A 26,103-nucleotide genomic window follows, 5' to 3' on the forward strand; every position below is an offset into this window, starting at 1 on the left:
CAGTCGCATGAAAAGCGCATTCGACAGACGAACCGTCTCCAAGCCGCATCCCTTCTTCGGGCACACCCGGCACAAATAATGATAAAAATATGCTAAACCGGACTTTTTTAGTGGTTTCGGTTTTACTCCCCACTCCTCACTGCCCACTCCCAACTATTTGCATATTAACACTATACTGCAATCCAGCACAAAAAATCATGAAAATTAAAATTTAACAGAATCTCTATTATAACAAGATCTGCTCAAGGGCATAGGCTACTCCATCTTGGTTATTATTTCTGGTTACAAACTTAGCAATTTTCTTTACTTCATCCCAGCCATTTTCCATTGCAACAGGAAAACCTGCAGCCTGTAACATCGAAATATCATTTTCATTATCCCCTATTGCCATTACCTGGTCCATTGCGTATCCCAGATGGTGTGCAAGAATCTTCAACGCTTTCCCTTTAGTCACACCATTACGCATAATTTCAAAGTTATTCTTATCCGAACTGGCCATTTCAATAGCCTTCATCTCTTTGAACTTTTCTCTGACGGTTTCAAGATATTCAATATCTTCCGACACAACAACAAATTTAGTTACCGGGTTACCCATCTCTTTTATGTAATCCCATACGTTGTCTACGATCTTGATATCCACCCTGTCTTCCTCAGGAAATCTTTCATTGATTTGTGAATACCTGAAGGTAGAGAATTCCATCCTTTCAGATACCATACTATCTCCTATGTAAGCATGAAAATATATGTTACTGTTGTGTAATATATCTACAATTTTTTTACACTCTCCAACATCAATCAATTCTTCGTGTATTGTCGCACCAGTCGTTACGCTCCGGATAATAGCACCGTTGCATGCAATAATGGGCTCTTTTGTCCCGATCATTTTACTATATATTCTGGCACCCATGAATATTCTTCCGGAACAGATCACTACCTTGATTCCTTTTTCCATCACTTTTCCTATGGTATCTATATTTCTTTGACTGATCTCCTTATTGGCATCCAGCAGTGTACCATCCAAATCTATTGCTACTAACCTTATATCCATAAAAGCCTCCTCTTTGGTTTTCATCCAAAAGTGAAAAATGGGTAGTAAAGAATAGCTTTGCAGGTCTAACTCCCCACTCTCCACTTCCCACTCCCCACTAACATATACTAAATGTACTTTTTAACGAATCGTCCTATTCTTTTTAAAGCTTCATTGATATTATCAATAGAATAAGCATAAGAACACCTTATAAATCCTTCTCCACTATCCCCAAAAGCTGTTCCTGGAACTACTGCTACTTTTTCTTCATATAAGAGTTTTTCACAGAACTCATCAGACGATAACCCGGTTTTTTGAATGGAAGGAAATACATAGAATGCTCCCAGCGGTTCAAAACAGTCTAATCCCATCTTTCTGAGTCCATCTACAATAATTCTGCGTCTATAATTGTATTCTTTAACCATATATCTTATATCCTCGTCACAGTATTTTAATGCTTCTATTGCAGCATACTGGCTTGTTGTGGGTGAACTCATGATGGCATATTGATGTATTTTTGTCATAGCTCCTATGATGGAAGGGTGTCCCGCAGCATATCCCAACCTCCAACCGGTCATAGCATAAGACTTAGAAAATCCATTAATTAGTATGGTTCTTTCTTTCATATTTGGAAGACTTGCAAAGGAAACATGCGAACCTTCATAAGTCAACTCTGCATATATTTCATCGCTAAGAACCAATATATCAGTATCTTTTATTACCTCTGCTATTGCCTCCAGGTCTTTTTTAGTCATGATCCCGCCTGTCGGGTTATTGGGATAAGGTAACATTAACAATTTTGTTTTAGAAGTTATCTTTTCTTTTAATTCTTCCGGTGTTAACTTAAATTGATTTTCTGCTTTCGTTACAATTGGTACGGGCACTCCCCCGGCAAGCAACGTGCAGGGTTTATAGCAAACAAAGCTTGGTTCCGGAATTAGCACCTCATCACCCGGAGAAACCAGAGCTCTTACAGCCAGGTCAATTGCTTCACTTCCTCCTACTGTGACTAAAATCTCATCCTTAGGATTATATGTAACATTAAATCTTCTGCTTAGATATGCAGCAATTTCTTTTCTAAGCTCAATCAACCCCAGGTTGGAAGTATAATGGGTATGGCCTTTTTCCAGTGAATATATTCCTGCTTCCCTTACACGCCAGGGCGTTACAAAATCAGGTTCACCTACCCCCAAGGATATTGCATCCTTCATCTCACTTACAATATCAAAGAACTTCCTTATTCCGGAAGGTTTGATACTCTTAACTGCAGGTGAAAGCATTTCATCTATTTTCATAAAGTAATCACCTGCCTGTCATCTTTCTCTTTTTCTTCAAAGATTACACCTTCGTCTTTGTACTTTTTCAAAACAAAGTGAGTAGCTGTACTTAACACTGATTCCATAGGCGCCAGCTTTTCAGCAACAAAAAGTGCAACCTCTTTCATTGTTCTACCTTCAATGATTACTGTAAGGTCAAAACCACCTGACATCAGATAAACAGCTTTAACTTGAGGATATTTATATATTCTTTCAGCTACTTTATCAAAGCCTTCCCCTCTTTGAGGAGTTACTTTTACCTCAATTAATGCAGTAACAAACTCCCTATCTGTCTTTTCCCAATTAATGAGGGTTTTATATCTTAATATAATCTGTTCATCTTCCAGTTTTTTAATAGCGGCCTTTACTTCTTCCACGCTCTGATTTAACATTACGGCGATTTGTTCCGGTGTAATCCTGTTATCTCTTTCTAAAATTTCAAGTATTTGCTCCATTGCAATTCCTCCTTTTTCAAGTTTCCAAAACATATTTAGTGTATATTATATAATTATATTCGCAAAATTGCTATATATAATCATAAAAAAAAGACTAAGATTGAGATTAAGAATGCCAGTTTCAAGCTCAACCTTAATCTTTATCTTAATCTTTTATCTCTATCTCCTTCAGCCATCTATCTGTTCTACTTCTTCCTCTTGAGTAACAGCAGCCTCTTGTTCCGTTTCAGCTGTTGCATCAATTTCTTCCTCTTCTACCAGTTCAACCAACTGCAGCTCATATCTTTTAATTCTATCAATAGCTTCCAACCTCAGTTCACGAAGCTCTTTTTTTACCATTTCCAATTTATTTTGTTCTTCATTTATTTTTAATTGAAGTTCTTGTCTCCTAAGCCCGGCTTCTCTAACAGCATCATCAATAATTTTTTTTGCCTGTTCTTCTGCTTTGATAATAGCATCGGCTATGTATGTACGACCGCTTTCAATTGCCGTTAACTTATTTGTTAACTCTTCAACCTGCTTTTTCAAATCCTGATTCTGGTTTCTTAAGGCAACGAGCTCATCATCTTTGATTTTTATTTGCTCTTCCAGGTCTTTTGCCAGCTTTTCTATGAATTCATAAACGTCCTGTTTCTTATAACCAAACATACTGCTTCTAAACCTTTTTTCTCCTGACATATATATTCCTCCAACCGTTATAGTCTATTTATATGTATATATATTCAATATATGGTGATCAAAATCCTTCTTTTTCTGACAAAATTCTTAAATCCGAAAATCACAACTATATGGTTCACAGTTAACAGTTCTCAGTTCACAGCAGTAAACGATTGAATAGCTTTTACTGTGAACCGTGAACTGTGAACTTATTGACTTTATCTGCCATGTAAAATCATTATCAGTAAATATATATATAATACTAATTAAATGAATGTATATAGAACGAATGGAAAAATAATCTATACTTATTTTATAATTAACTGGCAGTTTAAAGATATAGGTAATTAGTCCCGAGAAGTTTGAGAAATATTCAAAAAAGGCTCACTATTATATAGTGAGCCTTTTTTGTTAATTAAAATTAGAATCTTGCAAAAGCACTACTTCTACCCCTATTATTGGACATTCCACCTTGTCGTCTTGGTGCATTGTTTCTTTGAGCCTTCTTGGCCGCTCTGCATTCTTTGCAACGGGTAGGTTCATTGGTAAAGCCTTTTTCAGCATAAAACTGCTGTTCGCCTTCAGTAAAAACAAAAGTTGCACCGCAGTCTTTGCAGGTAAGATTTTTATCTGCCATTCTTATAACCTCCTTCTCAATTTTTTTGGATTTCCACTAGCTTAAGACCGGTATATTATGGACATCCCTAAAAAATTAGAAGAGAGGTCATATATACTGTATGTGGCACGTGGTTAATCTATATTCTATTATATACTTTTTTTGTGCAAAATACAATATTTTTGAAAATTTATTTTTCTTTTAGGGTAGTTCAATGGTCTTATTTTCTTTAGATTCCTTATATAGTACAAATTTATTGCCAATGACCTGAATAGATTCAGCGCCTGTCGCCTGAGCCAATTCATTGCATGCTTCGCGGGTATCCATTAATGAGTTATTTAGAACATGTACCTTTACAAGCTCTCTCGCTTCAAGGGCATCGTTAACTTGATTTACAAGATTATCACCAATACCACCTTTACCAATCTGAAAAATGGCAGGTATATTATTTGCAAGACCTCTCAAATATGCACGCTGCTTACTGGATAACATTATATCAACCTTCTTTCGTATATAAGTGAACAGTGAACAGTGGGCAGCGAACAATAAGGACTAAATACAGTAGTTTACGTATTACCCGCTGTCCACTTGCAAATCAAAAAGAGATAGACCAAAGTCTATCCCGTATCTCTCTAATTATACTTCAACTTCTTTTCTGGATTTTCTTCTATGCAGTTCATAATTTGGGTCGCCCTTTTTCCATCCACTCCTATTTTTTTCAATAACTGTGACCGTTTTTTCGTTAAGAACAAAATCATTCTTCATCAAACAAAAGTAAGCGGAATCTCCAAGTTTACAGTTCCCACAATTAAAGCACGTCATAGTTTAAATTGCTGCCCCTCCAGTTCAAAATCATATAATTATTTAATATAAACATATTTTACTACAGAGGACAGCTTTTTGTCTATATATTTCTAATAAAATTTATCGCATATAGTCAAACTCTATATCATATATTTTTACAGTATCTCCTTCTTGAATACCCATGTTCTCCAATTCCTGTATAACCCCTTTTCTTTTCAGGGCCCTTTGGAAATACTGCAGCGATTCGGCATCATTAAAATTAGTAGAACCAACAATCTTTTGTACCCATTTTCCCTCGACGATATAAATGCCATTTTCAACTTTAACGGTAAAAGGCTTTTCTTCTTCTACTTTATATACTTTCATTTCTTCGTCTTCTTCAGTAAATATGGCAGGTGGCGGAAGTTCTTTTAATTTGCCGGAAACATACAGCATTAGTTCCCTAACCCCCTTATTGATGGCAGCTGAAATACCAAATACTTTATATCCCCGCTGCTCAATGACATCCTTAAACTTCTCAAATGCTTCCTCATTTTCCAGCAAATCTATCTTATTTGCTGCTACAACTTGTAATTTTTTGGCTAGCTTGGGATTGTACTGTGCAAGTTCTTTATTAATTGTATCAAAGTCTTGAAGAGGGTCTCGTCCTTCTATCCCTGATACATCCACCACATGAATAAGCATACGTGTCCGTTCCACATGTTTTAAAAATTCATGCCCCAACCCAATACCGGCGTGAGCTCCTTCAATTAGTCCAGGAATATCTGCAAGTACAAAGCTGTTTCCTTCCCCTAAATTCACTACACCCAAATTAGGGTTTATAGTCGTAAAATGATAATTTGCAATTTTAGGCCGGGCTTCGGAAACCACTGATAATACAGTGGATTTTCCTACATTAGGAAATCCTATAAGGCCAACATCAGCCAATAATTTCAATTCAAGAATAACTTCTTTTTCCTCGCCCGGTTCTCCGCTTTTTGCAAATTTTGGTGCCTGCCTTGTAGGCGTTGCAAAATGCACATTGCCCCAACCGCCTTTACCGCCTTTTGCTGCAACAAACTGCTGACCAGGCTCTACCATATCTGCAATGACTATATCGGTAAGCGCATCTTTAATAATAGTTCCTGGAGGAACTTTTATTACCAGGTCTTCTCCATTTTTTCCGAAAGATTTACCTCCTTTGCCGTCTTCTCCATTTTCAGCTTTATATTTCTTCTTATATCTAAAATCCATAAGTGTGCTTAATCCGCTGTCAACGACAAATATAACGTCCCCACCTTTTCCTCCATCGCCACCATCAGGACCCCCTGCGGGGACATATTTCTCCCTGTGAAATGACACAGCCCCATTGCCGCCATTTCCTGCTTTTATATATATCTTTGCTGTATCTACAAACATATGTCTCACCTCAAATTCTCTTTGTGCGTTTAATAATTTTAGTATAGGCAAATATACAGCTTATTATTTATTAGCTTGGAGCATTGACATAAGGATAAAGGCAGACTTTTTCAACAGTTTCTTCCGTGCCTTTGTCTATTTTTTTTACGCAAGCTATTTTAATAAAAATAAAATCTCAGACTTTACATCTGAGATTTTATTTTTAAAACGTTTATTGTGCTACAGCCTCTTCAACTGGATATACACTTACCTGTTTCTTATCTCTGCCTTTTCTTTCAAATTTAACTTTTCCATCGATAAGAGCAAATAAAGTATCGTCGCTACCCTTGCCAACATTTTCACCAGGGTGAATTTTTGTACCTCTTTGTCTTACCAGGATATTTCCAGCTAACACAAATTGTCCATCGGCCCTTTTAACACCAAGTCTTTTAGCTTCACTATCACGGCCGTTTTTAGTACTACCTACACCTTTTTTATGTGCGAATAATTGAATATTAATTTTAAACATCTTTACACCTCCTGTTCAAGAACCTGAACATACTTACTATACTGGTCTTCAAATTCTTTTAAAGTTAAAACCATCGTCTCTAGAATGATATTCGCCTTTTGCCGAATACATTCATCAAGCTTTTCAGGAAGTATGCATTCAAGATAAGCATCTTTAATTTCAAGACCTACCTGAATTCCTAAAACTCTGGTAAGTCCCAGAACAGCTGCCTGGCTGACACTTGAAACAGCTGCACAAACAATATCACTTCCGGTTTTAGCATATCCAGAATGTCCATATATTTTATACTTTACAATATTTCCATTCTCGTCTTTAAAAATTTCTGCATGAATCATATTCCACAAAAAAATTATGCATTGATCTTTTCAATCTGTACCTTAGTGTATGGCTGCCTATGTCCCTGTTTTTTTCTATAGCCTTTTTTTGGCTTATACTTAAAGATAATAATCTTTTTACCTTTTCCATGGGATAAAACTTTTGCATCCACACTTACACCGTTCAATACAGGAGTTCCAAAATTCACACTGTCATCCTTGGAAACTGCCAGCACCTTATCAAATTTTACTGCACTTCCTTCTTCAGCAGCAAGCTTTTCAATGAATAAAATATCTCCTTCTTGAACCTTGTATTGTTTTCCACCAGTTTCAATAATTGCGTACATTATCTGCACCTCCTCAACCCAGTCTCGCTGGATACAGGTACGAAAGTTCGTTTTAAAACCTGACCCATGCGGCTACCGCTACATTTTAGCATATGTTAACAACATTGTCAATGCTAATTTTTTCTTAATTTCTTAAGATTTTTCCTGTACCTTTGCAGTTCGGGCAGTCAACCCTTAGTATGGTAGATAAGCGCTCTCTTACTTTTTTTCTAGTCATTTCTACCAGTCCAAGATGTGTTATTCCTACTACAGTTGTTTTAGTCTTATCTTTTTTCAGGTAATGTTTTAATGTTTCGATCACCTTATCCCAGTGTTCTTGCCCGTGCATGTCAATGAAATCAATGATTATAATTCCGCCAATATCCCTCAACCTTAATTGTTTGGCAATCTCCTTAGCAGCTTCCAGGTTGGTTTTTAATACTGTATCTTCCAAATCTGTTTCGCCCACATATTTCCCGGTATTGACATCAATAACCGTCAAGGCTTCTGTCTGATCTATTACGATATATCCCCCGCATTTTAACCATACTTTTTTTTCTAATGCTTTACTGATCTTCCCCTTAATTTGGTAATATTCAAAAATATCATAGTCTTTACTGAAGTATTCTACTTTTTGCGTCAATGCAGAAGAAAGCATGTCTGTTAATTCAATTACCCTTGCATACTGTTCCTTGTCATTAATTACAAATTTATCTATGTTGGTTGTAAATAGGTCCCGCACTGAGCGAAACAGCAAATTAAAGTCCTTATGCAGCATGCGGGGTACCGGCCCCGATGCTTCTGCAGCTTTCACCTTACTCCATAATTTAAGAAGGAAGTTCAGGTCATGCGTAAAATCTGATAGTTCTTTCCCCTCACCTTCAGTACGGACAATAATTCCCATATCTTTGGGCTTTATGTTTTGCACCAACGCTTTCAGTCGTCGTTTCTCATCTTCACTATCAACTCTTTTAGAGATACCAATATGGTTTGCATTTGGCAAAAGAACAAGGTAACGCCCCGGCAGTGTAATATTTGTTGTAACCCGTGGACCTTTTGTCCCTATAGGCTCTTTTACCACTTGAACAGTTATTTCCTGTCCAACCTTCACTATATCAGTGATATTCATCCCTGTAGGATTGTCACCACATATTTCGCAATATTCATCTGAATCATTATCATCCTGGTCATTAACTATAATATCCTTGACATATAAAAAAGCGTTTTTTTCATACCCAATATCCACAAAAGCAGCTTGCATACCCGGAAGGACACTAATCACTTTACCTCTATAAATATTTCCCACCATTCCCTGATGGGCAGGACCTTCTATGTATAGTTCAACAAGTTCTTTGTCTTCCAACAAAGCCACCCTTGTTTGTCCCATACTTATGTCTACAATTATCTCATTTGACATTGTATTCCTCCTGCAACGCACCCCTATCTATATTTCAAGGCCGTTTTCAAGCAATAATCGCATACGGTGAATTTTAACAAAGTCAACTTCAAAATCAGGAATATACTTTTCTAAAGCCTGTACAACCAACTCCGGCTTTAAATTAGACGAACTTCCTGCACTTAATCTCATGCCAAGCACAATATGATCCCCATTCTCCTGTTCAACTCTTAAATGATGTATATCTTTCCGTATATTAACTAGTTTCACATCTTTCTTTCCCTGTTTTTCTATTAAAATTTCATCAGATTCCAACAGCTTGTTTATTTGCTCCGAAAAGCTGACATTCATCCTTTTCTTTAAATCAACCATAACCCTATAATCGGCCAGCGCTATAACACTCGCTATCTTATCTGCCCTATCGCCCAGTTGAACTGCTTTAGTAATACGTATACCACCAGGCAATGCTTTATTTAATTGCTCAATTATATTTTGAGGATCCATGTCAGCCTCTAATTCTATATCCATGTATTCTGACTCACTTGTAACCCCTACTGGCAAAGGTAGTCCAAAGGATATTATCGGGTGCGGGTTAAAGCCTTGTGAATAAACAATAGGAATTCCGGCCCTTTTAATAGCCCTGTTAAAAGTTCTTAATAGATCCAGGTGGGAAATATATTTCACCGGTTCTTCCCTTGTGTACTTTAATCTAACCCTACTCAACACATACACCCCCTCCAAATATAGTTACACCGCATCCGGTACAATTTTGCCTGCAATGGGGCGTAGTTTCTCCCTTTAAGGCTTTTTCAGCTTCTTTTATCAAAAACTTTTTAGTAACCCCAACATCTATATGATCCCATGGGAGCACCTCACTATACTCTCTGGTCCTTGAAGTATAGAAAAGCGGATCGATTTCACATTCCTCAAAAGCTTCCATCCATTTTTCAAACTTAAAGTGTTCATTCCATCCGTCAAACTTACATCCTTTTTTGTGCGCCTGGATTAAAACCTTGGATAACTTCCTGTCGCCCCGTGCAAATACACCTTCCAGGAAACTCACATGAGATTCATGCCAATTATAAGTTATTTGTTTACTCTTTATTCTGCTTTTAAGATGCATTTGTTTTTCTTTCAACTGTTCAATAGTATCCTGCGCCTGCCATTGAAAAGGTGTAAAAGCCTTGGGTACAAAAGAAGACGTACTGATAGTAACATTTAATCCTTTATTGCGTTTTTCTTTTGGTACAGAATAATAGGCATTTACTACTTTATGGGCCAAATCTGCAATTCCTTCAACATCTTCCATAGTTTCAGTCGGTAATCCAATCATAAAGTACAATTTAACGTTATTCCATCCGCCTTCAAAAGCAAGCGTAACAGATTTTATAAGGTCCTCTTCAGTTACTCCTTTGTTTATCACATCCCGTATTCTCTGTGTTCCGGCTTCAGGGGCAAAAGTTAAGCCGCTCTTCCTAACTTTTTGTACTTTCTCCATTAAATCAAGGGAAAAGGAATCGATCCGCAGGGATGGAAGAGATAAATTTATTTTCTCCTTCTCCGTCATCTCAATCAACTGTTGGGTTAAGTCCTCTAAAGCTCTATAATCGCTGGTGCTGAGCGATGAAAGGGAGATTTCTTCATAACCGGTACTTTTTTGTAAAGCTTGTGCGATTTGTAATAATCTTTCCGGGGTCCTTTCCCTTACCGGCCGGTATATCATCCCTGCCTGACAGAAACGGCATCCCCTCGTACATCCACGGAATATTTCAAGCATAATTCTATCATGGACAATTTCCATAAAAGGGACAATTATTTTTTCGGGAAAATAGGCATTATCCAGGTCTTTTATAATTCTCTTGCGTATTTTCCCGGGATATTTTTCTGCTGCTCTTTCTATTTTATTTATTGTCCCATCAGTATTATAAATAACATTGTAGAATTGTGGAACATATACCCCTTCTATTTGACTTACCATATCCAGAAACTCTATTCTGGTGCCTTTAGAACGCTTCCATTGCAGATAAACATCCATTACTTCATTTAATACTTCTTCGCCCTCTCCCATCATAAAAAAATCTATAATTTCAGCAAGAGGCTCCGGATTATAGGCACAAGGTCCTCCTGCACATACAAAAGGATGGTGTTCCTCCCTTTCAGTGGAAAGAAAAGGAATACCTGCAAGGTCCAACATATTCAGAATATTGCTGTAGCTCATCTCATACTGCAGTGTAAAACCTACAAAATCAAAATTAACTATCGCATCTCCGCTCTCCAAAGCGAATAAAGGGATGTTGTTTTCTCTCATCTTTTCCTCCATATCAACCCATGGGGCAAAGACTCTTTCACAATAAACATCATCCCTGTCATTTAGCATATGATATAATATTTTCATTCCCAAATGGGACATACCTACTTCATATACGTCAGGAAAGCAAAAAGCAAATCGAATATCTACCTGCTTAGGATCTTTATGTATACTATTCCATTCATTCCCTATGTACCTTGTTGGCTTTTGTACATTACTTAATATTCTGTCATCTATCTTTTGTGACATTTAAATTGTAATCCTCCTTTGCATTAGTGAGGAGTGAATGGTGGAAAGTGGGGGAGTAAAAAACTTCGTTTCTCCCCACTCCCCACTATTCACTCCCCACTATTATATTATCCAAATTTCACTACTTTAGCAATACAGATTACAATCTATTGTTCAGCAATATTTCTTCAACTTTTACTTCACAACCCAAATCAACCAAACCTTCTATGATCTGAGCCTCTGTTAACGTACCGATAATATTCATTTTGCTATCAATGACTGTCACTAGATGAAAATGATTATAGCTGAAATTCTTTAAAAGCTTTTGTGCAGGAAGATTATATATAACGACGATATTCTTAGCCTTAAAGATCCCTTCTTTTAGAAGTTTCTCCTTGTAATACACAATTTCTTTCATCACCATCAAATTATTGTTTTGCCGTTCATTTGCTATATTAAAAATCAGAAAAGCCGCTATAAGCAGCAGGGAAAAGTTGAACCTGGTAAGATACAGCATGTATATCCCTAATATAAAAAGGAAAAAGCTAATAATTTTAGTAACCTTGAGCGTAAAGTTGAAAGCCTTGATAAATCCCCACTGAATTGTCAATATTGCTTTTAGAATTCTACCTCCATCCAGGGGTAGTACTGGTATAAGATTGATGACCCCGATGACAATATTCGCAAAAATAAAAAAAGTTATATCATCTGTATCCAACAAATAATATATTTTTACAAAAAATGCAATAAACATCATTAGTGCATTTGAAAAAGGCCCTGCAATTGCGACGATTATTTCATGCTCTGGCTTGGGAATATAATTATCTTTAATTTTAAGTGTAATACCAAAAGGCATGACTTTTACACATTCAATTTTAATTTTAAAATTACGGGCTATAATTAAATGAAAAAGTTCGTGTATGACTGCTATCATATATAAAATAGCTACTTTCTTTAGATTTTGAGTAAAAATCGCTACAATTAAAACAAAATAAAATAACGGGTGAATATAAAAATATTTGGACGAATTCTTAATGCACCGGTTCACCTCCCCGTTAAGATTCGGACTCAAAGTCATATTAACTGCCACGCCGGGCACACCCGGCACAAATAATGATGAAAATATGCTTGATTGCTCAGGGCTTCGACATGGGGACGGTTCCTCAGTCGCATGAAAAGCGCATTCGACAGACGAACCGTCCCCAAGTCGCATCCCTTCTTCCTGCTAAACCGGACTTTTTCTGTGGTTTCGGTTTTACTCCCCACTCCCCACTGTTCACTCCCTACTATTTTTATATTAACTGCCACGCCGGACTGCGCCAGCATAAAAAATGATGAAAGCGTGCCGCAATACAGCACAAAAATAATAAAATTCAACCATCCGCCATATTAGGATCTAATGGCAGTTTAATGTATTTCATGGGATCTAAAACCTTATCCTTGTTCCATATCTCAAAGTGCAAATGCTCTCCCAGCACTACACCCGAATCCCCTACCTTGGCAATCACATCTTTTATTTTTACCTGCTGGCCTTTCTTGACCATAATTTCATTACAATGTGCATAAAACGTATATATATCATCCTGATGTTTTAGTTTTATATATTTACCATAGGTATCATCGTATCCTGTCTCTACTACTTCTCCATCCATCGCAGCAACAATATTCTCACCTTTTTTCCCGTCAATATCTATGCCATAATGGAAAAGATCTTTCTGATACAAAGGATGTTTGCGCATTCCAAACTTTGAAGTAATCACTCCATTAAGCGGTGGAACCATTTTCTGTTTAATCTTTACATCCGCTTTTTCTACTTCAACTGTAGGTTCTTCTTGAAAATCCAGCATTAATTTATTGTCCAGTTTTTCCGGTTTATTATCCGAAATATTGTTTATCCCGTTTGAATCCGTTCCATCTATTTTGATTAAATTATTGCTATCCTGGTTTTGGGAATCTATTTTTATATCTTGTTGTGGGCCATCTGGTCCTGTTGTAACATTTGTGTTTTTTTTCACTTCACCACTTTTTCGGTTTATTATTCCCAGGTTCTCTGTAAAAGTTGCTACACTTTTGTATGTACTGTTAAAGTCTAATGTATAGGATAAGGCAGATTTAATATGGCTGATTATCAAATTTGTGATAGGCGAGTTGATATTTTTCAGCCCAAAAATAAGCAAGAAAATTACACAGCACGCTATAACCTGTTTTATAACGTTTTCTACGAACTCCTCTTGACTTCTGTTTTTTTTGTTTTTTGCATGATAATTGTATCTTCCATAACGCCTTTTTCTGTAGGTACTTTCCATGTCTTTACCACCCCCGATTATTACATTATATTAGGGGTTGGATGAAAATATTACAAAAGTGGGTAGGAAATTGCGATGCTGCGCTCCCAATGACATGATGAAAATTTTCATTGGACAGTTCAAAAAATTTTAATGAATATATCGCGGTAAATTTTAAAATACTAATAAGGAAAGTACGTGGAGGTGATTATTTTGGGTAAGAGAATAGGAATTGAACCTGCATTGACTCCTATTAGGGATTACTTAAATGAAAAAGGTTACGATGTGATAAACCTCAGCCATGGGATGAGAAAAGATTCTACAAATTATAATCAATTTGATGCAATTGTAGTTACCGGTATGAGTGATGATTTCCTGGGTATGGAAGATACAAAAACTGATGCAGTGATCATAGATGCTTCCGGACTCACTCCGGCAGAAGTAGAAAATCAGATTAAGCAAAGAACAAGATGACAAAAAAATAATTTGGTCAACCGACCAAATTATTTTTTATTTTTTGGATTTACGATATCTCTCCAATCAAGGTCTCCTCTTTCAAGACCTCTAACCAGCACTTCTGCAGTTGCTACATTGGTCGCCAGCGGTATATTATGGACGTCACAAAGCCTAAGTAAAGCATTCACATCTGGTTCATGAGGCTGTGCAGTGAGCGGATCCCTAAAAAACAATACCAGGTCAATTTCATTATATGCAATCCTGGCACCAATCTGTTGATCGCCCCCTTGAGGCCCTGAAAGGAAACGGTGCACCTTAAGCCCTGTTGCCTCAATCACTAAACCTCCGGTTGTCCCTGTAGCAAAAAGAGAATGTTTTGCCAATATACCTTTGTAAGCAATGCAAAATTGCACCATTAATTCTTTCTTTTTATCATGAGCAATTAATGCAATATTCATTATATCCCTCCTAAAAGTTGATTTTCTGTCTTCGCATAGCTACATTTAATACCAGACCTATTGCCATCATATTGGTAAGCAGTGAACTGCCTCCATAACTTATAAAAGGTAAGGGAATACCGGTAACCGGTGCTAACCCCATTGTCATTCCGATATTAATTAAAATATGAAAAAATATCATTGCAGTAATCCCTATAATGATATAAGACCCAAAATCTTCCTTGGCAAGAGTGGCAAGGTATAAAAATCTTAATAAAAGTATAACGAAAAGTATAATTATAATGCTGGACCATATAAAACCCAACTCTTCACCTATAACGGAAAAAATAAAATCTGTATGCTGTTCGGGCAAATACCCCAGATGTGTCTGGGTACCATGGAACAGCCCTTTCCCATACAACTGGCCCGAACCTATAGCTATCTTTGACTGAATAACGTGATAACCTCTTCCCAGCGGGTCACGGTTTGGGTCCCAAAAAACCAATAACCGCTCTCTTTGGTATTCTTTCATAACGAAGAAAAACAGCAAAGGCAAAACTGCGGCTGAGGTAGCAAAAGCTGCTACAATATATTTATAACTTATGCCGGCAATAAAAAGTATAACAATCATTATACCAATAAAAACCGCCGCTGTCCCCCAGTCTGGCTGTTTCAAAATCAGAAAAATTGGTAGTGCCATATGAGCAACCAGAGTACATAGATTTTTTATGCTATTTATATCACTTTCGTTACTTTCTTTAATTTTTTCAATGTGCTTTGAAAAAGTAATGATCATGATAATTTTTATAAATTCAGCCGGTTGAATTAAAGAAACTTTGATATCAAACCAGCTTCTTGCTCCATTTCTTACTACTCCAACCCCGGGTATAAGGACTGCAACTAAAAGCAACAGGCTAAAAAAATACATATACACACTTAAATTTCCCAGGGTATTATAGTCTATGCTCATAACGACCACCATGGCAATTAACCCTGCGACAAACCACATAATTTGCCTTTTAACTGCCCAATAATCCCCTGTTTCATGCACATGGGTAGCACTACTTATAGCTACTATGCCTACTGATACTAATATTACCACAATAATGATAGTAATGGTATCCAAATTTCTGAGTAATTTTTTATCAAACATTCTTTCACCAAAAACTTTCTATTTTCCTACACTTTTCATGTTTTTGATAGGGATATTTGCTACTAATGCAGGAACCACCCTATCCCCTTCGTCACTCTTTGTTCTTGTCACCTGGATATCCAACTCATCATCCTGAATTTCTATATAGTTTGATATGACTTTCATGATTTCACTTTTTAGCATTTCTAAAAATTGTGGGGAAACATTGGCCCTATCATGAATCAGGACCAGTTTTAATCTATCCCTGGCTATATCTTTAGAGCTATTACCACGGCTAAACAACTTCATAAGATCTAACACATCCTTTCCCCCTATCCTAAGCTTTCATTCCAAAAAGCTTTTTAAGTTTATCCATAAAACCTTTTTCTATATCAAGGTCCATAATGGGGACTTGTTCTCCCATGATTCTTTTAGTAATGTTTCGATATGCTTGTCCAGCCCTGGATTTAATATCACTTACTACCGGTTCGCCCCTGTTTGTAGAAATAATAATATTTTCATCATCAGGGACAACACCTATTAAATCAATTGCAAGGATATCTATAATATCATCAATGGTCATCATATCTCCTTTTTTCACCATTTCAATCCTGATCCTGTTGATAAGTAAAAGAGGATTTCTTAGTTCATGAGCTTCCAGCAGCCCTATAATTCTATCGGCATCTCTAACAGCAGAAACTTCCGGGGTCGTTACAACAATTGCCCTGTCAGCTCCTGCAATTGCATTTTTGAAGCCTTGTTCTATTCCTGCCGGACAGTCTATTAGTATATAATCAAATTCTTTTTTAAGCTCATTACACAGGTTTAACATCTGTTCAGGATTTACAGCAGTCTTGTCCTTTGTTTGTGCTGCGGGGAGCAGATATAACCCCTCGTACCTCTTATCTTTAATAAGTGCCTGCTTGAGCCTGCATACTCCATCAACAACATCAACCAGGTCATAAACTATTCTATTTTCCAGTCCCATAACTACATCAAGATTCCTTAATCCAATGTCAGTATCAACCAAAACGACTTTTTTACCTGAAAGTGCCAGCCCGGTACCAATATTGGCCGTACTGGTCGTCTTTCCCACGCCGCCTTTGCCGGACGTAATTACAATAACCTCACCCATTATAAGTTCCCCCTAATCTACCTACCAAACCAGTTCTTTTATCTGTTAACCATACAGTGAACTGTGAACTATTATGATGATTATTTGTGAGCAATGCTCATGTAAATTAATTATAAATTGATTATAAATTATCAATTATACTATAACATAACAAATCAAAAACGTCTATAGAACTTTTTATCTAGTGTGTGTCTTTTTTATATTGCAGATATCTCTATTTTTATGATATTATATGGACGAGGTAAGCGGAATTAAGCAGGATGTGGTTGCCACTTTCCCGTGAAGGGAGGTGGTTGCCTATGATGAATGAATGCATACAATGTTCGGAATGTTCGTTATAGCAATTCTGAAATTCAGAAAGAAATAACCACCCTGCTGACACCAGAGTGGTTATAATTACTTTATAACTCTACTTTGGGCAACCGCACCATGCGGTACCGATTACCTTCACTTATATTATAGCATAAAGGGCATAAAAGTAAACAATTTTTTATCACTCTAACATGAATTTCAAACCATCTACTTTTATGATAGGTTAGCCCGGAGTGGCAGTTAATATTATATAACCCAAAATCACACACTTTTCTTAGGCAAATATGAATCAATATATATTTTATCCTCTTTTATATATGCAATTTCCGGTACTATTTCACGCGTACCAATCTCATCATCAGGGGAACGGGTAATGATATCTGCAATTCTTAGTTGCGTAGGTTGCAAATTGAATGCAACTATAATTGCTTGCCTGTTCCCGGTACATCCGGCATGGACAATCCCCCTAAGTGAACCCATTACAACGATGTTGCCGGCTGCAATAACTTCAGCACCCGGATTCACATCCCCTATAATAACCAGGTTGCCTTCGGCACTTAGACGCTGTCCTGACCTGACAGTACCTTTGTGAAATTTTGCTATTCCCTCATCCGTGCCATTAAAACCTTCATACCTTAGCCTGTCTATTTCCTCTTCAATTTCAAACCCTATATTCACATCATTTCCAATGATATCTGTAACGATATGTGAAAGTTGTTGTTTTTCCAAGTCAGCTAGATTCCTTCCCTTAAAAGCAATGTTTAATTTTGTTCCGGAAAAAAATGTTCCAGCGTTTATGAACTTTTGTTTAATATGATTAATAATCTCCTCAAATGGTTGCTGATTATCTAAAAGTACTATTATACCGTTTTTACTTCCTTTAAAAATTACTGATTCCTGACTCATGCAACAGCCTCCTGATTATTAAAAAAGCCTACAGTTTATAGTTATTCTAATGATCATTGAACAGGCGCATATTCTTTATTTGAAGAATATTATGGAAGGAACGTTGCGGAAAGGCTTAGAGCCTGTTAATCATATTCTTCAAATATATTAAATGCCCTCTCATTGCACCAATTGATTGACAGGAAGATAATCATCCTTAGGCGTATTCAAACCTAAATATTGTGCAAAGATTTCTCTTGCAACCGGAGCGGTATTACCACCGCTTCTTCCATGCTCAATAACGACCGCTACTGCAATTTGAGGATTCTCATAAGGTGCAAAACCTACAAACACTCCATTATTAGAACCTCTTCCTTCACCCAGCTCAGCTGTTCCTGTTTTGCCGGCAACTGTTATCGGGAAATCTTTAAAAACATGGCTTGCTGTTCCGTCCTCCTGGGTTACATTTCTCATCCCCTCCAGAACTGCCCTTAAATTCTTGGGATTAGTTTTTACTTCACTAATAATTTCAGGTTCTACTTCCTTGATTTTTTTACCATCACTATAGGATTTTACCCGCTTTATCAGATGTGCTTTATACCTGGTTCCACCGTTTGCCAGGGTGCTTACATAACTTACCAGCTGAATAGGGGTAAATATATGCATCTGCCCTATGGACGCACTCAGCGTTTCACCAGGCCACCATGGTTCTTTTGATGTCAGTTTTCTATACTCCGGCCCGGCGAATATTCCCCTGCTTTCACCCGGCAGTTCTATTCCGGTCAATTCTCCCAGACCAAATTTTTTACCATATTCATATAACCTTTGTATCGTGAGCTGACGTCCAACCTCAAAAAAGAAGTAGTTGCACGAATCTCTCAATGCATCCGATACATTTTCATAACCGTGCGTGCGGTAACCGTACCTGGCCTGGTAAATCCAGCACCTTTTGGGATCACCTTTATAATAATCGTATACTCCTCTATCTAATATCCTGGTCTCAGGAGTAATAATGTTCTCTTCCAAAGCTGCAATAGCGGTGAGCATCTTAAAGGTGGAAGCGGGAGGATAAGCTCCGCTGATCGCCCTGTTGAGCATCGGCTTTAACGGGTCCTTCAATAATTTTAAATAATTCTCATTAAACTGTGAAGGGTCATAAGTGGGATATGTGGCCATGGCTAATATTTCCCCGGTGTTGACGTCCATCGCAACCACCGCGCCACTGCTTGCATCTTCGCCTATATTGCTCCTTCCTGGGTTCTTGCGTATTTCTTCAATTGCATCTTCACGGATCTTTTGAATGGTATCACGAAGAGACCTTTCGGCTACCTTTTGCAATTCGGCATCAATAGTAAGTATGGCATTATTACCGGGAACAGGCGGCTTGCTGTTTAACACCTGTGTAAGCTTCCCTTCTACGTTTTGTTCGATACTGCTTATACCATCTTTTCCTTTTAAGTATGGTTCCAGAATCTTTTCCATGCCTTCTTTGCCAAGTATATCATTCATTCCATAGCGTTTTGTTTCATCTTTCGTCTTTTCATATTCTTCTTTATATTTATTATATTCTTCTTCATAAATAATACCTACCCGTCCAAGAATGTGGGCTGCCATATCTCCGTTTACATAATGCCGGATAGGCTCTGTAACAATATTTACACCTGAAAATTCCAGATGGCGTTCTTCCAACTGCATCACTGTATTAGAGCTAACATCAGTAGCAATGGTAAAAGGGGCATTAATACCAAACCCTCTTGTCTCCATTTCATAGCGGACTCCGATAATTTTTCTGATATCAGCTTCGCTATAGTCATTCGTAATTTTATATTTTTCTTTTAATTTTTCAATAACCTGGGCAGCGGTAGCATCCTGGTCGAATTTTTTACTTTCTTTCCATTTTTGTTCCTTTTGTTCTTTCTTAATATCACCAGAATCAGAAAACAGAAATTCAAAAGGCGGAAGCGATATAGGGAGGGTATCAACATATGAATCTCCATTCATTTCTATAATTTTTATTACATTTAAAAGAATATCATTAAATTTTTGTATGGGTATATCAGTCTTATGAATTTGAATAGAAAATCCCATACGGTTAGTCGCCAGTGGTCTCCCATACCGGTCAAATATTTCACCACGGGGCGCTTTTATTGATACCGATTTTAATAATCGTCGCTCCGATAGTTCTTTATATTCCTGTCCGTGCACGATTTGAAGCTGTAAAAGCCTGTAAATAAAAGAAAGTCCTATCATTATAATCAGGATACTCATAATAAAATATCTATTCTTTGCTTTTTCCCAAACCATATATCATCTCACCTTTGCTACAGACCACCTTATATCAATATTTTCTAGACATTCTTTCCTTTTTTTCCAACCATCTATTAATCTTTATAATTAAAATATATACCGGAATTGCCAAAATACAATTGTATAATGCTTCAGGTATAATAATATTTTGCAAAACATATATTATTCTTGTTTCTCCCCAAATAAAATAATTTAACAAGTAAAAAATAAGTTCATACAAAAAACTAAAAATAAATGTAAACAACAGGGCTACAAGATAATTTTCCTTAAAAAATCTTTTGTTAAAGTGACCCGCAAAAATACCGGTGTACATACCTATTAATGAATAAAGGCCAAAAACCCTTCCTACCAGGATATCTAATAAAATACCTCCCAAAAGGCCAACCACGGCTCCTTCCACACTGCCTTGCATGAGTGCAAAATAAATGGTCACCATAACAATTAAATTAGGCTTAATACCAAAAATTTCAATATAATGCAGTATGGTTGATTGTATTACAAATGCCAAAACAAGTATTAAACCTATAATAAACGCTCTCACTTGTATACCCCTTTTTAACTAATTAGATATATTCAAACACATATCGGACTTAATATTATTCTGAAACTGCACCTGTATTCTTAATAACAAAAACTTGCTCCAGCCGTTTAAAATCCACCGCCGGTTCAACAATCGCGTATTTTGAGATCTCATGCGGTTCTTGTTTAATTTCTTTGATTTTACCGATAAGTAATCCTTTAGGGTAAATACCTCCCAATCCAGACGTTTCAATTAAATCCTCTTTTATAACATCTGCATCTTTGGAGATATAGCTCATCTTACACAACCCTTCTTTTTGGAGAGCCAAATCTCCTTTCACTACGGCTATATCTCTGGTCCTAACCATTAGTCCACTTACTGAACTGTTGCTATCAATAATAGATATTACTTTAGCACGATTTATACCAACATCATATATGTGCCCAACCAGCCCCTTACTGGTAATTACAGCAGAATTTTTTTCAAGACCGTCATTAGTGCCCTTATCAATTGTAAAAACGCTGAACCAATTCCCCGGTTCCTTAGCGATAATTTGGGCACCAATAATTTCAAACTTGTCAAATCTTTCTTTAAGACCTAACATTTCTCTTAATCTTTCATTCTCAGCTTTTAAATCCTGCAATTTTCTGTTTGTTTCCTTTAATTCGTCAATTTCTGCAAGTAACTTTTCATTTTGCTGTTTTAATGTTTTTATTTCAGCAATAAATTGTATAGAATTTTCAATATTTTTGCCTATGCTAAAAAAAACTTTTTGAATTGGCGAGACAATCACTCCGACCATATCTTCAACAAAAGTGGCGTTTGACCTGCCAGTGACTGACATCGCCATCAGGACAAAAATAACTAATGTAATTAAAATCAAAGCGATAATATACTTGTTTCTTAAAAAATAAGGCATTTGATCACCTACTATTTAACTTTCTTAGGTGTTATTAAAACTTTCTTCAGCGTGTGAATCTCGTCCAGAACCTTTCCTGTACCTAATGCAACACAATCCAAAGGACGTTCGGCAACATTCACAGGCATACCGGTTTCCTCATGGATAAGCCTGTCAAGTCCACTAAGTAATGCTCCGCCTCCGGTAAGCATAATACCCCTGTCCATTACGTCGGCAGCAAGCTCCGGCGGAGTCTTTTCAAGGGTAAATTTTATTGCATCTACAATTGCATGAACCGGTTCCTTTAATGCTTCCATAATTTCTGCAGATGTTAATGTCAAATGTTTGGGCAAGCCTGTAATTAAATCCCTGCCCCTAACTTCTAAGGTCTCCTCTTTTTCTTTAGGATAGGCACAGCCAATCTGTATTTTTATTTCTTCTGCCGTCCTTTCCCCAATCATCAGGTTATATTCCTTTTTAACATAATGAATAATAGCTTCATCCAACTCGTCACCGGCTATTCGAAGTGATTTGCTGGTAACAATGCCACCCAGAGAGATAATTGCCACTTCGCTTGTCCCGCCGCCAATGTCTACTACCATACTTCCTGTAGGTTCATCTACCGGAAGATTTGCACCAATAGCTGCTGCCATTGGCTCTTCAATAAGATAAACCTCCCTTGCCCCGGCTTGAATAGTAGCTTCCTCAACTGCCCTCTTTTCAACCTCGGTAACACCGGATGGTACACATACTACTACCCTTGGTTTAAACAGGCTGGGCCCTGAAAATACCTTTCGAATAAAATACTTGAGCATACTTTGAGTGATATCAAAATCTGCAATAACCCCATCCTTCATAGGACGTATAGCTGTAATATTTCCCGGTGTCCTGCCAATCATGTTTTTTGCTTCATCCCCAACAGCTAACACTTCCCCTGTATGCTTATTCATTGCTACTACAGACGGCTCTCTAACTACGATTCCTTTGTTTTTTACATGTACCAGCGTGTTTGCTGTACCTAAATCTATACCTATATCTTTTGAAAATAATCCCATAACTTTTCTCCCTTCGTACTACATATATCCTTTTTCTTTTAAGCTAATATATTTTCCATCTCCTATAATGATATGGTCTAAAACATCTATACCTAATATTTTTCCCGACTCCACAATCCTTTTGGTTACTTCTATATCTTCCTGACTGGGAGAAGGGTCACCACTGGGATGGTTATGCACCAAAATAATTGAAGCACATTTATTTCTGATAGGTTCGCTAAAAACATCCCTTGGATGAACAAGTGACGCATTTAACGTTCCTATACTGACATCAACCTGTTTTAAGACACGATTTTTTACATTGAGCATAATAACTTTAAAATGCTCCTGTTTCAGGTATCTCATTTCTTCCATAACATATCTGCTAACGTCTGCAGGTGAACTTATCCTCACCCTATTTTCATTCCTGAATGATGCCATGCGCTTTCCTAATTCTATAACTGCTTTTAGCTGAATCGCTTTTACTCTTCCTATTCCATTAATCTTTTTTAGTTCATCAAGAGAAATTTCATGTAAAAACGTTAGCCCTTTGTCATTTGAATACTCTTTAAGTATTCGCTGAGCAACTTCAACCGAAGTTTCCGTCTTCGTTCCAGTCCTAATAATTATTGCCATCAGCTCAGCATTTGATAACACTTCTGCTCCATAATTTTCAAGTTTTTCATAGGGTCGTTCTTCTGTTGGCAAGTCTTTGATTCTCATTCGATATTCCTGTCGTTCCATGCTGTCACCCCGCAAAGAAAAGAAATGATTTTACAAAATCTTAATGTCAAACTCCTTACTAAGGATTGTTGCTAACTTCGCTAATGGAAGACCAACTACGTTGAAGTAGTCTCCTTCTATTTTTTCAACCAACAGACTTCCTAAACCCTGGATGCCATAAGCGCCAGCCTTGTCCATTGGCTCTTTTGTGTTAACATACCCCGTGATCTCTTCATCTGACATTTCTTTAAATTTAACTAAAGTCTTTTCATATTCAGTAACAACTTTACCATTGTCGGTTCTTATTATTGTAAAACCAGTAAATACATAATGTATATCTCCATTTAACATTTTCAACATGGTATATGCTTCTTCATTACTCCTAGGTTTTCCTAATATATTATTTTTGTAGACAACAATTGTATCTGCACCAATCACTATACATGGATACGCCATCTTATCAGCAATATCCTTAGCTTTAGAATATGACAGTTGCTGTACCAACTGTTCAGGACACTGATTATCATTTATCTCTTCTTCAACCTTACTGGGCATAACTTCAAATTCCAGACCAATTTGCTTTAAAAGTTCCTGTCTTCGCGGCGAAGCAGAAGCAAGTATAATTTTTGTCATAAGATTCACCTTATTTTTACTTATACTCAGTCAATATCATTATTTACATTCACATCTTGTTAAATACATGATTATAGTTTGCTAAAAATTACTACAGAAAGAATAATTCCTATAATACTTGCAATATTAATATTGAAAATTAGTGCAAAAGACAATTTAAGAATATGTAAATCGAGTAAAAAAGGCTTGTCCAGGCTAATACCAAATTGTTTACCATAACTTAAAAAGCTAAGGTATGGGTACCGGCTTAAAAACTCACCCAAAAACCCACCTATTACAACACCTACCAAAAGCAATAGCAAGAGCAACCATATATTTCTCTCACGTTTCATCATAACAACTTTCCTCCATCTTTTTGTTGTTTTGCAATATTAATTTTCAGTGTCTTTATTGTAAGGTTAGCCACCAGACCAATAAAATAGCCTGTTACTGTACCAATGACCAGTAATACCGGAAGATAAGTAAAAAGGCCAAAGTTGCTAAGTATCACTGAAGCGGTAAATATCTGTGCAATGTTATGTGCAGCTGCACCTAAAACACTCACTCCAATAAGACTTAATTTCGGAAATAGCCTTTTAAATGCCAGCCACATTATTATTGTACTAAAAAGTGCACCATTCAAGCTGTACGGTATGGAAGAAATCCCGCCGGCCAGAAAACCGCCTAAAAGCGCTCTAACTGCAGAAACAATCAAAGCTGTTACAGGTCCGTAGATTACAACAGTTAAAAGAGAAGCAATATTAGCCAATCCTAATTTGGCACCGGGTAAACTGACCGGTATCGGTATGTTTGATTCAATTATATGTAAAACAAGACCAATAGCTACGAGCATAGCAACATAGACATTTTTAAATGTATTTGTATTTTTCAAAATCTTCAACCTCTTTTATGAGAGTAGTGGGGAGTGAATAGTGAAAAATACCCATCCATCGTTTCACTACTTTCATTATCCTTAGCAATCAAATTATTCAGGTCATATAGGTTAGTATGCTACACCGTCAAGTTCTCTATTTTTACCTTCGATCTTTACTACCAGCCGATTTGGTAAGCATACTATCATCTGATTGGACTTGCTAATCCATCCGGCCAGTACATCCAGTTTATCCGGACAATCAGCTTCTACTACTCTTACTCTGTTCTTATCTATTTCAACCTTATTATAACCATATTGAGTTTGTATTTCAATGTATTTAGCCGAAGTTATTTCATTAAAATTATATTTCGCGTACAACTCTCCATTTACTTCAATTACAACACTGGTGCCTGCTGCCCCGTAGAAAAATACATTTATAATAAACATACCGACAAAAGAAATAAATAGCATAAATATAATAACAATTTTATCTCCAAGGGTCATCCCAATACTCCTTCATGACTGAATAGTATGAAAATAGCATTGCCAAATTTATATCAGTCTAATTATACTACTATAATTTAATATATTAAAGAGCAAAATAGTGGAAAATACAATAATTATTTAGCAGTTGATAAACATCCTTCCAATTAAAGCCGGAAATATTAAAATTATTGTCCGGTTGACCCCAGCCCCCCCGTTCCTCTTTCAGTGGGATTAAGTTCATTCACAAGAGTTAAAGAAGCAATAGCTACCGGCATAAACACCATTTGAGCTATACGGTCACCTGGCTGAATAGTGTATGGTCTATTTCCCAGATTTATTAATCCGCACATAATTTCACCCGTATAGTCACTATCTATTACACCTACTCCATTAGACATTGTAATGCCATGCTTTATTCCCAGACCGCTGCGTGCGAAAATAAGAGCTACATATTGGTGTGAAGGCAGTTGTATTGCTATTCCAGTAGGGACTACTACCTTTTGTCCCGGTTCTAGTATAATAGGATCTTCAATACAAGCTGCCAGGTCCATCCCAGCTGAACCAGAAGTTGCATAAAACGGTGGTTTTATTTCTTTTCCTATTTTAGGAGACACATATTTGATTTTAACATCAATTTGGCTATCCATTTTTATC

General features: G+C 36.8%; 32 protein-coding genes. 1 reads left to right on the forward strand and 31 read right to left on the reverse strand.

The features are described from left to right. Positions 1 to 226 precede the first annotated feature (226 nt). The 16 genes from CIB29_RS05230 to CIB29_RS05305 all read right to left on the reverse strand — a co-directional run bounded on the left by CIB29_RS05230 (position 227) and on the right by CIB29_RS05305 (position 13,659). On the reverse strand, positions 227 to 1,048 hold the full coding sequence (locus tag CIB29_RS05230) for a Cof-type HAD-IIB family hydrolase (RefSeq protein ID WP_157910211.1): 822 nt from the start codon (positions 1,046 to 1,048) through the stop codon (positions 227 to 229). A 107-nt stretch (positions 1,049 to 1,155) separates the two neighbouring features. Next, positions 1,156 to 2,322, reverse strand: coding sequence for an aminotransferase class I/II-fold pyridoxal phosphate-dependent enzyme (locus tag CIB29_RS05235; RefSeq protein ID WP_094547472.1), 1,167 nt, complete (start codon positions 2,320 to 2,322; stop codon positions 1,156 to 1,158). Further along, positions 2,319 to 2,798 carry an Lrp/AsnC family transcriptional regulator gene (locus CIB29_RS05240; RefSeq protein WP_094547474.1) on the reverse strand — a complete coding sequence of 160 codons (480 nt, stop codon included), beginning with the start codon at positions 2,796 to 2,798 and terminating at the stop codon, positions 2,319 to 2,321. Before CIB29_RS05240 ends, CIB29_RS05235 begins: the two co-directional genes overlap by 4 nt. Positions 2,799 to 2,966: 168 nt before the next feature. After that, positions 2,967 to 3,476, reverse strand: a complete 510-nt coding sequence (locus tag CIB29_RS05245) for a DivIVA domain-containing protein (RefSeq protein ID WP_094547476.1) — start codon at positions 3,474 to 3,476, stop codon at positions 2,967 to 2,969. A gap of 400 nt (positions 3,477 to 3,876) precedes the next feature. Continuing rightward, a complete protein-coding gene (locus CIB29_RS05250; RefSeq protein ID WP_094547478.1) occupies positions 3,877 to 4,092 on the reverse strand; it encodes a zinc-ribbon domain-containing protein in 216 nt (71 codons plus the stop codon). Positions 4,093 to 4,272: 180 nt separating this feature from the next. Next, on the reverse strand, positions 4,273 to 4,563 hold the full coding sequence (gene yhbY, locus CIB29_RS05255; RefSeq protein WP_094547480.1) for a ribosome assembly RNA-binding protein YhbY: 291 nt from the start codon (positions 4,561 to 4,563) through the stop codon (positions 4,273 to 4,275). 144 nt (positions 4,564 to 4,707) lie between these two features. Continuing rightward, positions 4,708 to 4,836, reverse strand: a complete 129-nt coding sequence (locus CIB29_RS19430; protein WP_278335829.1) for a hypothetical protein — start codon at positions 4,834 to 4,836, stop codon at positions 4,708 to 4,710. Positions 4,837 to 4,995: 159 nt separating this feature from the next. After that, complete coding sequence (obgE, locus tag CIB29_RS05265; RefSeq protein WP_094547484.1) at positions 4,996 to 6,273, reverse strand: GTPase ObgE; 1,278 nt, start codon at positions 6,271 to 6,273, stop codon at positions 4,996 to 4,998. A gap of 211 nt (positions 6,274 to 6,484) precedes the next feature. Then, complete coding sequence (gene rpmA / locus CIB29_RS05270) at positions 6,485 to 6,781, reverse strand: 50S ribosomal protein L27 (protein ID WP_094547486.1); 297 nt, start codon at positions 6,779 to 6,781, stop codon at positions 6,485 to 6,487. A 2-nt stretch (positions 6,782 to 6,783) separates the two neighbouring features. Beyond that, the gene (locus CIB29_RS05275) at positions 6,784 to 7,116 is read right to left on the reverse strand and encodes a ribosomal-processing cysteine protease Prp (protein WP_094547488.1); all 333 of its coding nucleotides are present in this window, start codon (positions 7,114 to 7,116) and stop codon (positions 6,784 to 6,786) included. Between the two features lie 14 nt (positions 7,117 to 7,130). Beyond that, positions 7,131 to 7,442 carry a 50S ribosomal protein L21 gene (gene rplU / locus CIB29_RS05280; protein ID WP_094547490.1) on the reverse strand — a complete coding sequence of 104 codons (312 nt, stop codon included), beginning with the start codon at positions 7,440 to 7,442 and terminating at the stop codon, positions 7,131 to 7,133. A gap of 124 nt (positions 7,443 to 7,566) precedes the next feature. Next, positions 7,567 to 8,838 carry an Rne/Rng family ribonuclease gene (locus tag CIB29_RS05285; protein WP_094547492.1) on the reverse strand — a complete coding sequence of 424 codons (1,272 nt, stop codon included), beginning with the start codon at positions 8,836 to 8,838 and terminating at the stop codon, positions 7,567 to 7,569. 27 nt (positions 8,839 to 8,865) lie between these two features. Then, positions 8,866 to 9,540, reverse strand: a complete 675-nt coding sequence (locus CIB29_RS05290; protein ID WP_157910212.1) for a TIGR03936 family radical SAM-associated protein — start codon at positions 9,538 to 9,540, stop codon at positions 8,866 to 8,868. Beyond that, positions 9,533 to 11,374 (reverse strand): TIGR03960 family B12-binding radical SAM protein, encoded by a 1,842-nt coding sequence (locus CIB29_RS05295; RefSeq protein ID WP_094547496.1) that lies wholly within the window; start codon positions 11,372 to 11,374, stop codon positions 9,533 to 9,535. The genes CIB29_RS05290 and CIB29_RS05295 overlap by 8 nt, the downstream gene beginning before the upstream one ends. 139 nt (positions 11,375 to 11,513) lie before the next feature. Then, positions 11,514 to 12,566 (reverse strand): M50 family metallopeptidase, encoded by a 1,053-nt coding sequence (locus CIB29_RS05300; RefSeq protein ID WP_094547498.1) that lies wholly within the window; start codon positions 12,564 to 12,566, stop codon positions 11,514 to 11,516. A gap of 160 nt (positions 12,567 to 12,726) precedes the next feature. After that, on the reverse strand, positions 12,727 to 13,659 hold the full coding sequence (locus tag CIB29_RS05305; RefSeq protein WP_094547500.1) for a M23 family metallopeptidase: 933 nt from the start codon (positions 13,657 to 13,659) through the stop codon (positions 12,727 to 12,729). A 192-nt stretch (positions 13,660 to 13,851) separates the two neighbouring features. Between CIB29_RS05305 and CIB29_RS05310 the strand changes: the two genes are divergently transcribed. After that, complete coding sequence (locus CIB29_RS05310) at positions 13,852 to 14,112, forward strand: YkuS family protein (RefSeq protein WP_157910213.1); 261 nt, start codon at positions 13,852 to 13,854, stop codon at positions 14,110 to 14,112. Between the two features lie 29 nt (positions 14,113 to 14,141). On the opposite strand, the gene mgsA is transcribed toward CIB29_RS05310, so the two are convergent. From mgsA to dut, 15 genes are all read right to left on the reverse strand, one after another. Further along, positions 14,142 to 14,552 (reverse strand): methylglyoxal synthase, encoded by a 411-nt coding sequence (gene mgsA / locus CIB29_RS05315; protein WP_094547504.1) that lies wholly within the window; start codon positions 14,550 to 14,552, stop codon positions 14,142 to 14,144. Between the two features lie 10 nt (positions 14,553 to 14,562). Then, the gene (gene rodA, locus CIB29_RS05320; RefSeq protein WP_094547506.1) at positions 14,563 to 15,684 is read right to left on the reverse strand and encodes a rod shape-determining protein RodA; all 1,122 of its coding nucleotides are present in this window, start codon (positions 15,682 to 15,684) and stop codon (positions 14,563 to 14,565) included. Between the two features lie 18 nt (positions 15,685 to 15,702). Then, entirely contained in the window at positions 15,703 to 15,972 is a 270-nt protein-coding gene (gene minE, locus CIB29_RS05325) for a cell division topological specificity factor MinE (RefSeq protein WP_094547666.1), read from the reverse strand. 28 nt (positions 15,973 to 16,000) lie between these two features. Then, positions 16,001 to 16,798 (reverse strand): septum site-determining protein MinD, encoded by a 798-nt coding sequence (minD, locus tag CIB29_RS05330; protein ID WP_094547508.1) that lies wholly within the window; start codon positions 16,796 to 16,798, stop codon positions 16,001 to 16,003. Positions 16,799 to 17,371: 573 nt separating this feature from the next. Further along, complete coding sequence (minC, locus tag CIB29_RS05335) at positions 17,372 to 18,016, reverse strand: septum site-determining protein MinC (protein WP_094547510.1); 645 nt, start codon at positions 18,014 to 18,016, stop codon at positions 17,372 to 17,374. Between the two features lie 159 nt (positions 18,017 to 18,175). Next, positions 18,176 to 20,299 (reverse strand): penicillin-binding protein 2, encoded by a 2,124-nt coding sequence (gene mrdA / locus CIB29_RS05340; protein WP_094547512.1) that lies wholly within the window; start codon positions 20,297 to 20,299, stop codon positions 18,176 to 18,178. Positions 20,300 to 20,333: 34 nt separating this feature from the next. After that, a complete protein-coding gene (gene mreD, locus CIB29_RS05345) occupies positions 20,334 to 20,843 on the reverse strand; it encodes a rod shape-determining protein MreD (RefSeq protein ID WP_157910214.1) in 510 nt (169 codons plus the stop codon). Positions 20,844 to 20,898: 55 nt separating this feature from the next. Further along, the gene (mreC, locus tag CIB29_RS05350) at positions 20,899 to 21,741 is read right to left on the reverse strand and encodes a rod shape-determining protein MreC (RefSeq protein ID WP_094547516.1); all 843 of its coding nucleotides are present in this window, start codon (positions 21,739 to 21,741) and stop codon (positions 20,899 to 20,901) included. An 11-nt stretch (positions 21,742 to 21,752) separates the two neighbouring features. Further along, entirely contained in the window at positions 21,753 to 22,775 is a 1,023-nt protein-coding gene (locus tag CIB29_RS05355) for a rod shape-determining protein (protein ID WP_094547518.1), read from the reverse strand. 18 nt (positions 22,776 to 22,793) lie between these two features. Beyond that, the gene (radC, locus tag CIB29_RS05360; RefSeq protein WP_242965058.1) at positions 22,794 to 23,477 is read right to left on the reverse strand and encodes a RadC family protein; all 684 of its coding nucleotides are present in this window, start codon (positions 23,475 to 23,477) and stop codon (positions 22,794 to 22,796) included. A gap of 51 nt (positions 23,478 to 23,528) precedes the next feature. Continuing rightward, on the reverse strand, positions 23,529 to 24,110 hold the full coding sequence (locus tag CIB29_RS05365; RefSeq protein WP_094547522.1) for a Maf family protein: 582 nt from the start codon (positions 24,108 to 24,110) through the stop codon (positions 23,529 to 23,531). 71 nt (positions 24,111 to 24,181) lie between these two features. Further along, on the reverse strand, positions 24,182 to 24,445 hold the full coding sequence (locus CIB29_RS05370) for a DUF4321 domain-containing protein (protein WP_242965059.1): 264 nt from the start codon (positions 24,443 to 24,445) through the stop codon (positions 24,182 to 24,184). After that, positions 24,442 to 24,981, reverse strand: coding sequence for a Gx transporter family protein (locus CIB29_RS05375; protein ID WP_242965060.1), 540 nt, complete (start codon positions 24,979 to 24,981; stop codon positions 24,442 to 24,444). Before CIB29_RS05375 ends, CIB29_RS05370 begins: the two co-directional genes overlap by 4 nt. 111 nt (positions 24,982 to 25,092) lie before the next feature. Beyond that, positions 25,093 to 25,467, reverse strand: coding sequence for a NusG domain II-containing protein (locus CIB29_RS05380; RefSeq protein ID WP_094547524.1), 375 nt, complete (start codon positions 25,465 to 25,467; stop codon positions 25,093 to 25,095). A gap of 167 nt (positions 25,468 to 25,634) precedes the next feature. Beyond that, on the reverse strand, positions 25,635 to 26,096 hold the full coding sequence (dut, locus tag CIB29_RS05385) for a dUTP diphosphatase (RefSeq protein ID WP_198543757.1): 462 nt from the start codon (positions 26,094 to 26,096) through the stop codon (positions 25,635 to 25,637). Positions 26,097 to 26,103: the final 7 nt, after the last annotated feature.

This window comes from Petroclostridium xylanilyticum (assembly GCF_002252565.1).
GTDB classification, from domain to species: Bacteria; Bacillota; Clostridia; order SK-Y3; family SK-Y3; genus Petroclostridium; species Petroclostridium xylanilyticum.

What these genes read in the sequence shown, in the direction of transcription:
- radC (WP_242965058.1), bottom strand. Translation starts at nt 23,477, where the DNA reads ATGAGAATCAAAGACTTGCCAACAGAAGAACGACCCTATGAAAAACTT.
- rplU (WP_094547490.1), bottom strand. Translation starts at nt 7,442, where the DNA reads ATGTACGCAATTATTGAAACTGGTGGAAAACAATACAAGGTTCAAGAA.
- mreC (WP_094547516.1), bottom strand. Translation starts at nt 21,741, where the DNA reads ATGCCTTATTTTTTAAGAAACAAGTATATTATCGCTTTGATTTTAATT.
- minD (WP_094547508.1), bottom strand. Translation starts at nt 16,798, where the DNA reads ATGGGTGAGGTTATTGTAATTACGTCCGGCAAAGGCGGCGTGGGAAAG.
- CIB29_RS05250 (WP_094547478.1), bottom strand. Translation starts at nt 4,092, where the DNA reads ATGGCAGATAAAAATCTTACCTGCAAAGACTGCGGTGCAACTTTTGTT.
- CIB29_RS05230 (WP_157910211.1), bottom strand. Translation starts at nt 1,048, where the DNA reads ATGGATATAAGGTTAGTAGCAATAGATTTGGATGGTACACTGCTGGAT.
- obgE (WP_094547484.1), bottom strand. Translation starts at nt 6,273, where the DNA reads ATGTTTGTAGATACAGCAAAGATATATATAAAAGCAGGAAATGGCGGC.
- CIB29_RS05285 (WP_094547492.1), bottom strand. Translation starts at nt 8,838, where the DNA reads ATGTCAAATGAGATAATTGTAGACATAAGTATGGGACAAACAAGGGTG.
- mrdA (WP_094547512.1), bottom strand. Translation starts at nt 20,299, where the DNA reads ATGGTTTGGGAAAAAGCAAAGAATAGATATTTTATTATGAGTATCCTG.
- CIB29_RS05295 (WP_094547496.1), bottom strand. Translation starts at nt 11,374, where the DNA reads ATGTCACAAAAGATAGATGACAGAATATTAAGTAATGTACAAAAGCCA.
- CIB29_RS05300 (WP_094547498.1), bottom strand. Translation starts at nt 12,566, where the DNA reads ATGCGACTTGGGGACGGTTCGTCTGTCGAATGCGCTTTTCATGCGACT.
- CIB29_RS05365 (WP_094547522.1), bottom strand. Translation starts at nt 24,110, where the DNA reads ATGACAAAAATTATACTTGCTTCTGCTTCGCCGCGAAGACAGGAACTT.
- CIB29_RS05235 (WP_094547472.1), bottom strand. Translation starts at nt 2,322, where the DNA reads ATGAAAATAGATGAAATGCTTTCACCTGCAGTTAAGAGTATCAAACCT.
- CIB29_RS05245 (WP_094547476.1), bottom strand. Translation starts at nt 3,476, where the DNA reads ATGTCAGGAGAAAAAAGGTTTAGAAGCAGTATGTTTGGTTATAAGAAA.
- CIB29_RS05370 (WP_242965059.1), bottom strand. Translation starts at nt 24,445, where the DNA reads ATGATGAAACGTGAGAGAAATATATGGTTGCTCTTGCTATTGCTTTTG.
- CIB29_RS05355 (WP_094547518.1), bottom strand. Translation starts at nt 22,775, where the DNA reads ATGGGATTATTTTCAAAAGATATAGGTATAGATTTAGGTACAGCAAAC.
- rodA (WP_094547506.1), bottom strand. Translation starts at nt 15,684, where the DNA reads ATGTTTGATAAAAAATTACTCAGAAATTTGGATACCATTACTATCATT.
- mgsA (WP_094547504.1), bottom strand. Translation starts at nt 14,552, where the DNA reads ATGAATATTGCATTAATTGCTCATGATAAAAAGAAAGAATTAATGGTG.
- minC (WP_094547510.1), bottom strand. Translation starts at nt 18,016, where the DNA reads ATGAGTCAGGAATCAGTAATTTTTAAAGGAAGTAAAAACGGTATAATA.
- rpmA (WP_094547486.1), bottom strand. Translation starts at nt 6,781, where the DNA reads ATGTTTAAAATTAATATTCAATTATTCGCACATAAAAAAGGTGTAGGT.
- CIB29_RS05275 (WP_094547488.1), bottom strand. Translation starts at nt 7,116, where the DNA reads ATGATTCATGCAGAAATTTTTAAAGACGAGAATGGAAATATTGTAAAG.
- dut (WP_198543757.1), bottom strand. Translation starts at nt 26,096, where the DNA reads ATGGATAGCCAAATTGATGTTAAAATCAAATATGTGTCTCCTAAAATA.
- yhbY (WP_094547480.1), bottom strand. Translation starts at nt 4,563, where the DNA reads ATGTTATCCAGTAAGCAGCGTGCATATTTGAGAGGTCTTGCAAATAAT.
- CIB29_RS05240 (WP_094547474.1), bottom strand. Translation starts at nt 2,798, where the DNA reads ATGGAGCAAATACTTGAAATTTTAGAAAGAGATAACAGGATTACACCG.
- CIB29_RS05305 (WP_094547500.1), bottom strand. Translation starts at nt 13,659, where the DNA reads ATGGAAAGTACCTACAGAAAAAGGCGTTATGGAAGATACAATTATCAT.
- CIB29_RS05380 (WP_094547524.1), bottom strand. Translation starts at nt 25,467, where the DNA reads ATGACCCTTGGAGATAAAATTGTTATTATATTTATGCTATTTATTTCT.
- minE (WP_094547666.1), bottom strand. Translation starts at nt 15,972, where the DNA reads ATGAAGTTGTTTAGCCGTGGTAATAGCTCTAAAGATATAGCCAGGGAT.
- CIB29_RS19430 (WP_278335829.1), bottom strand. Translation starts at nt 4,836, where the DNA reads ATGAAGAATGATTTTGTTCTTAACGAAAAAACGGTCACAGTTATTGAA.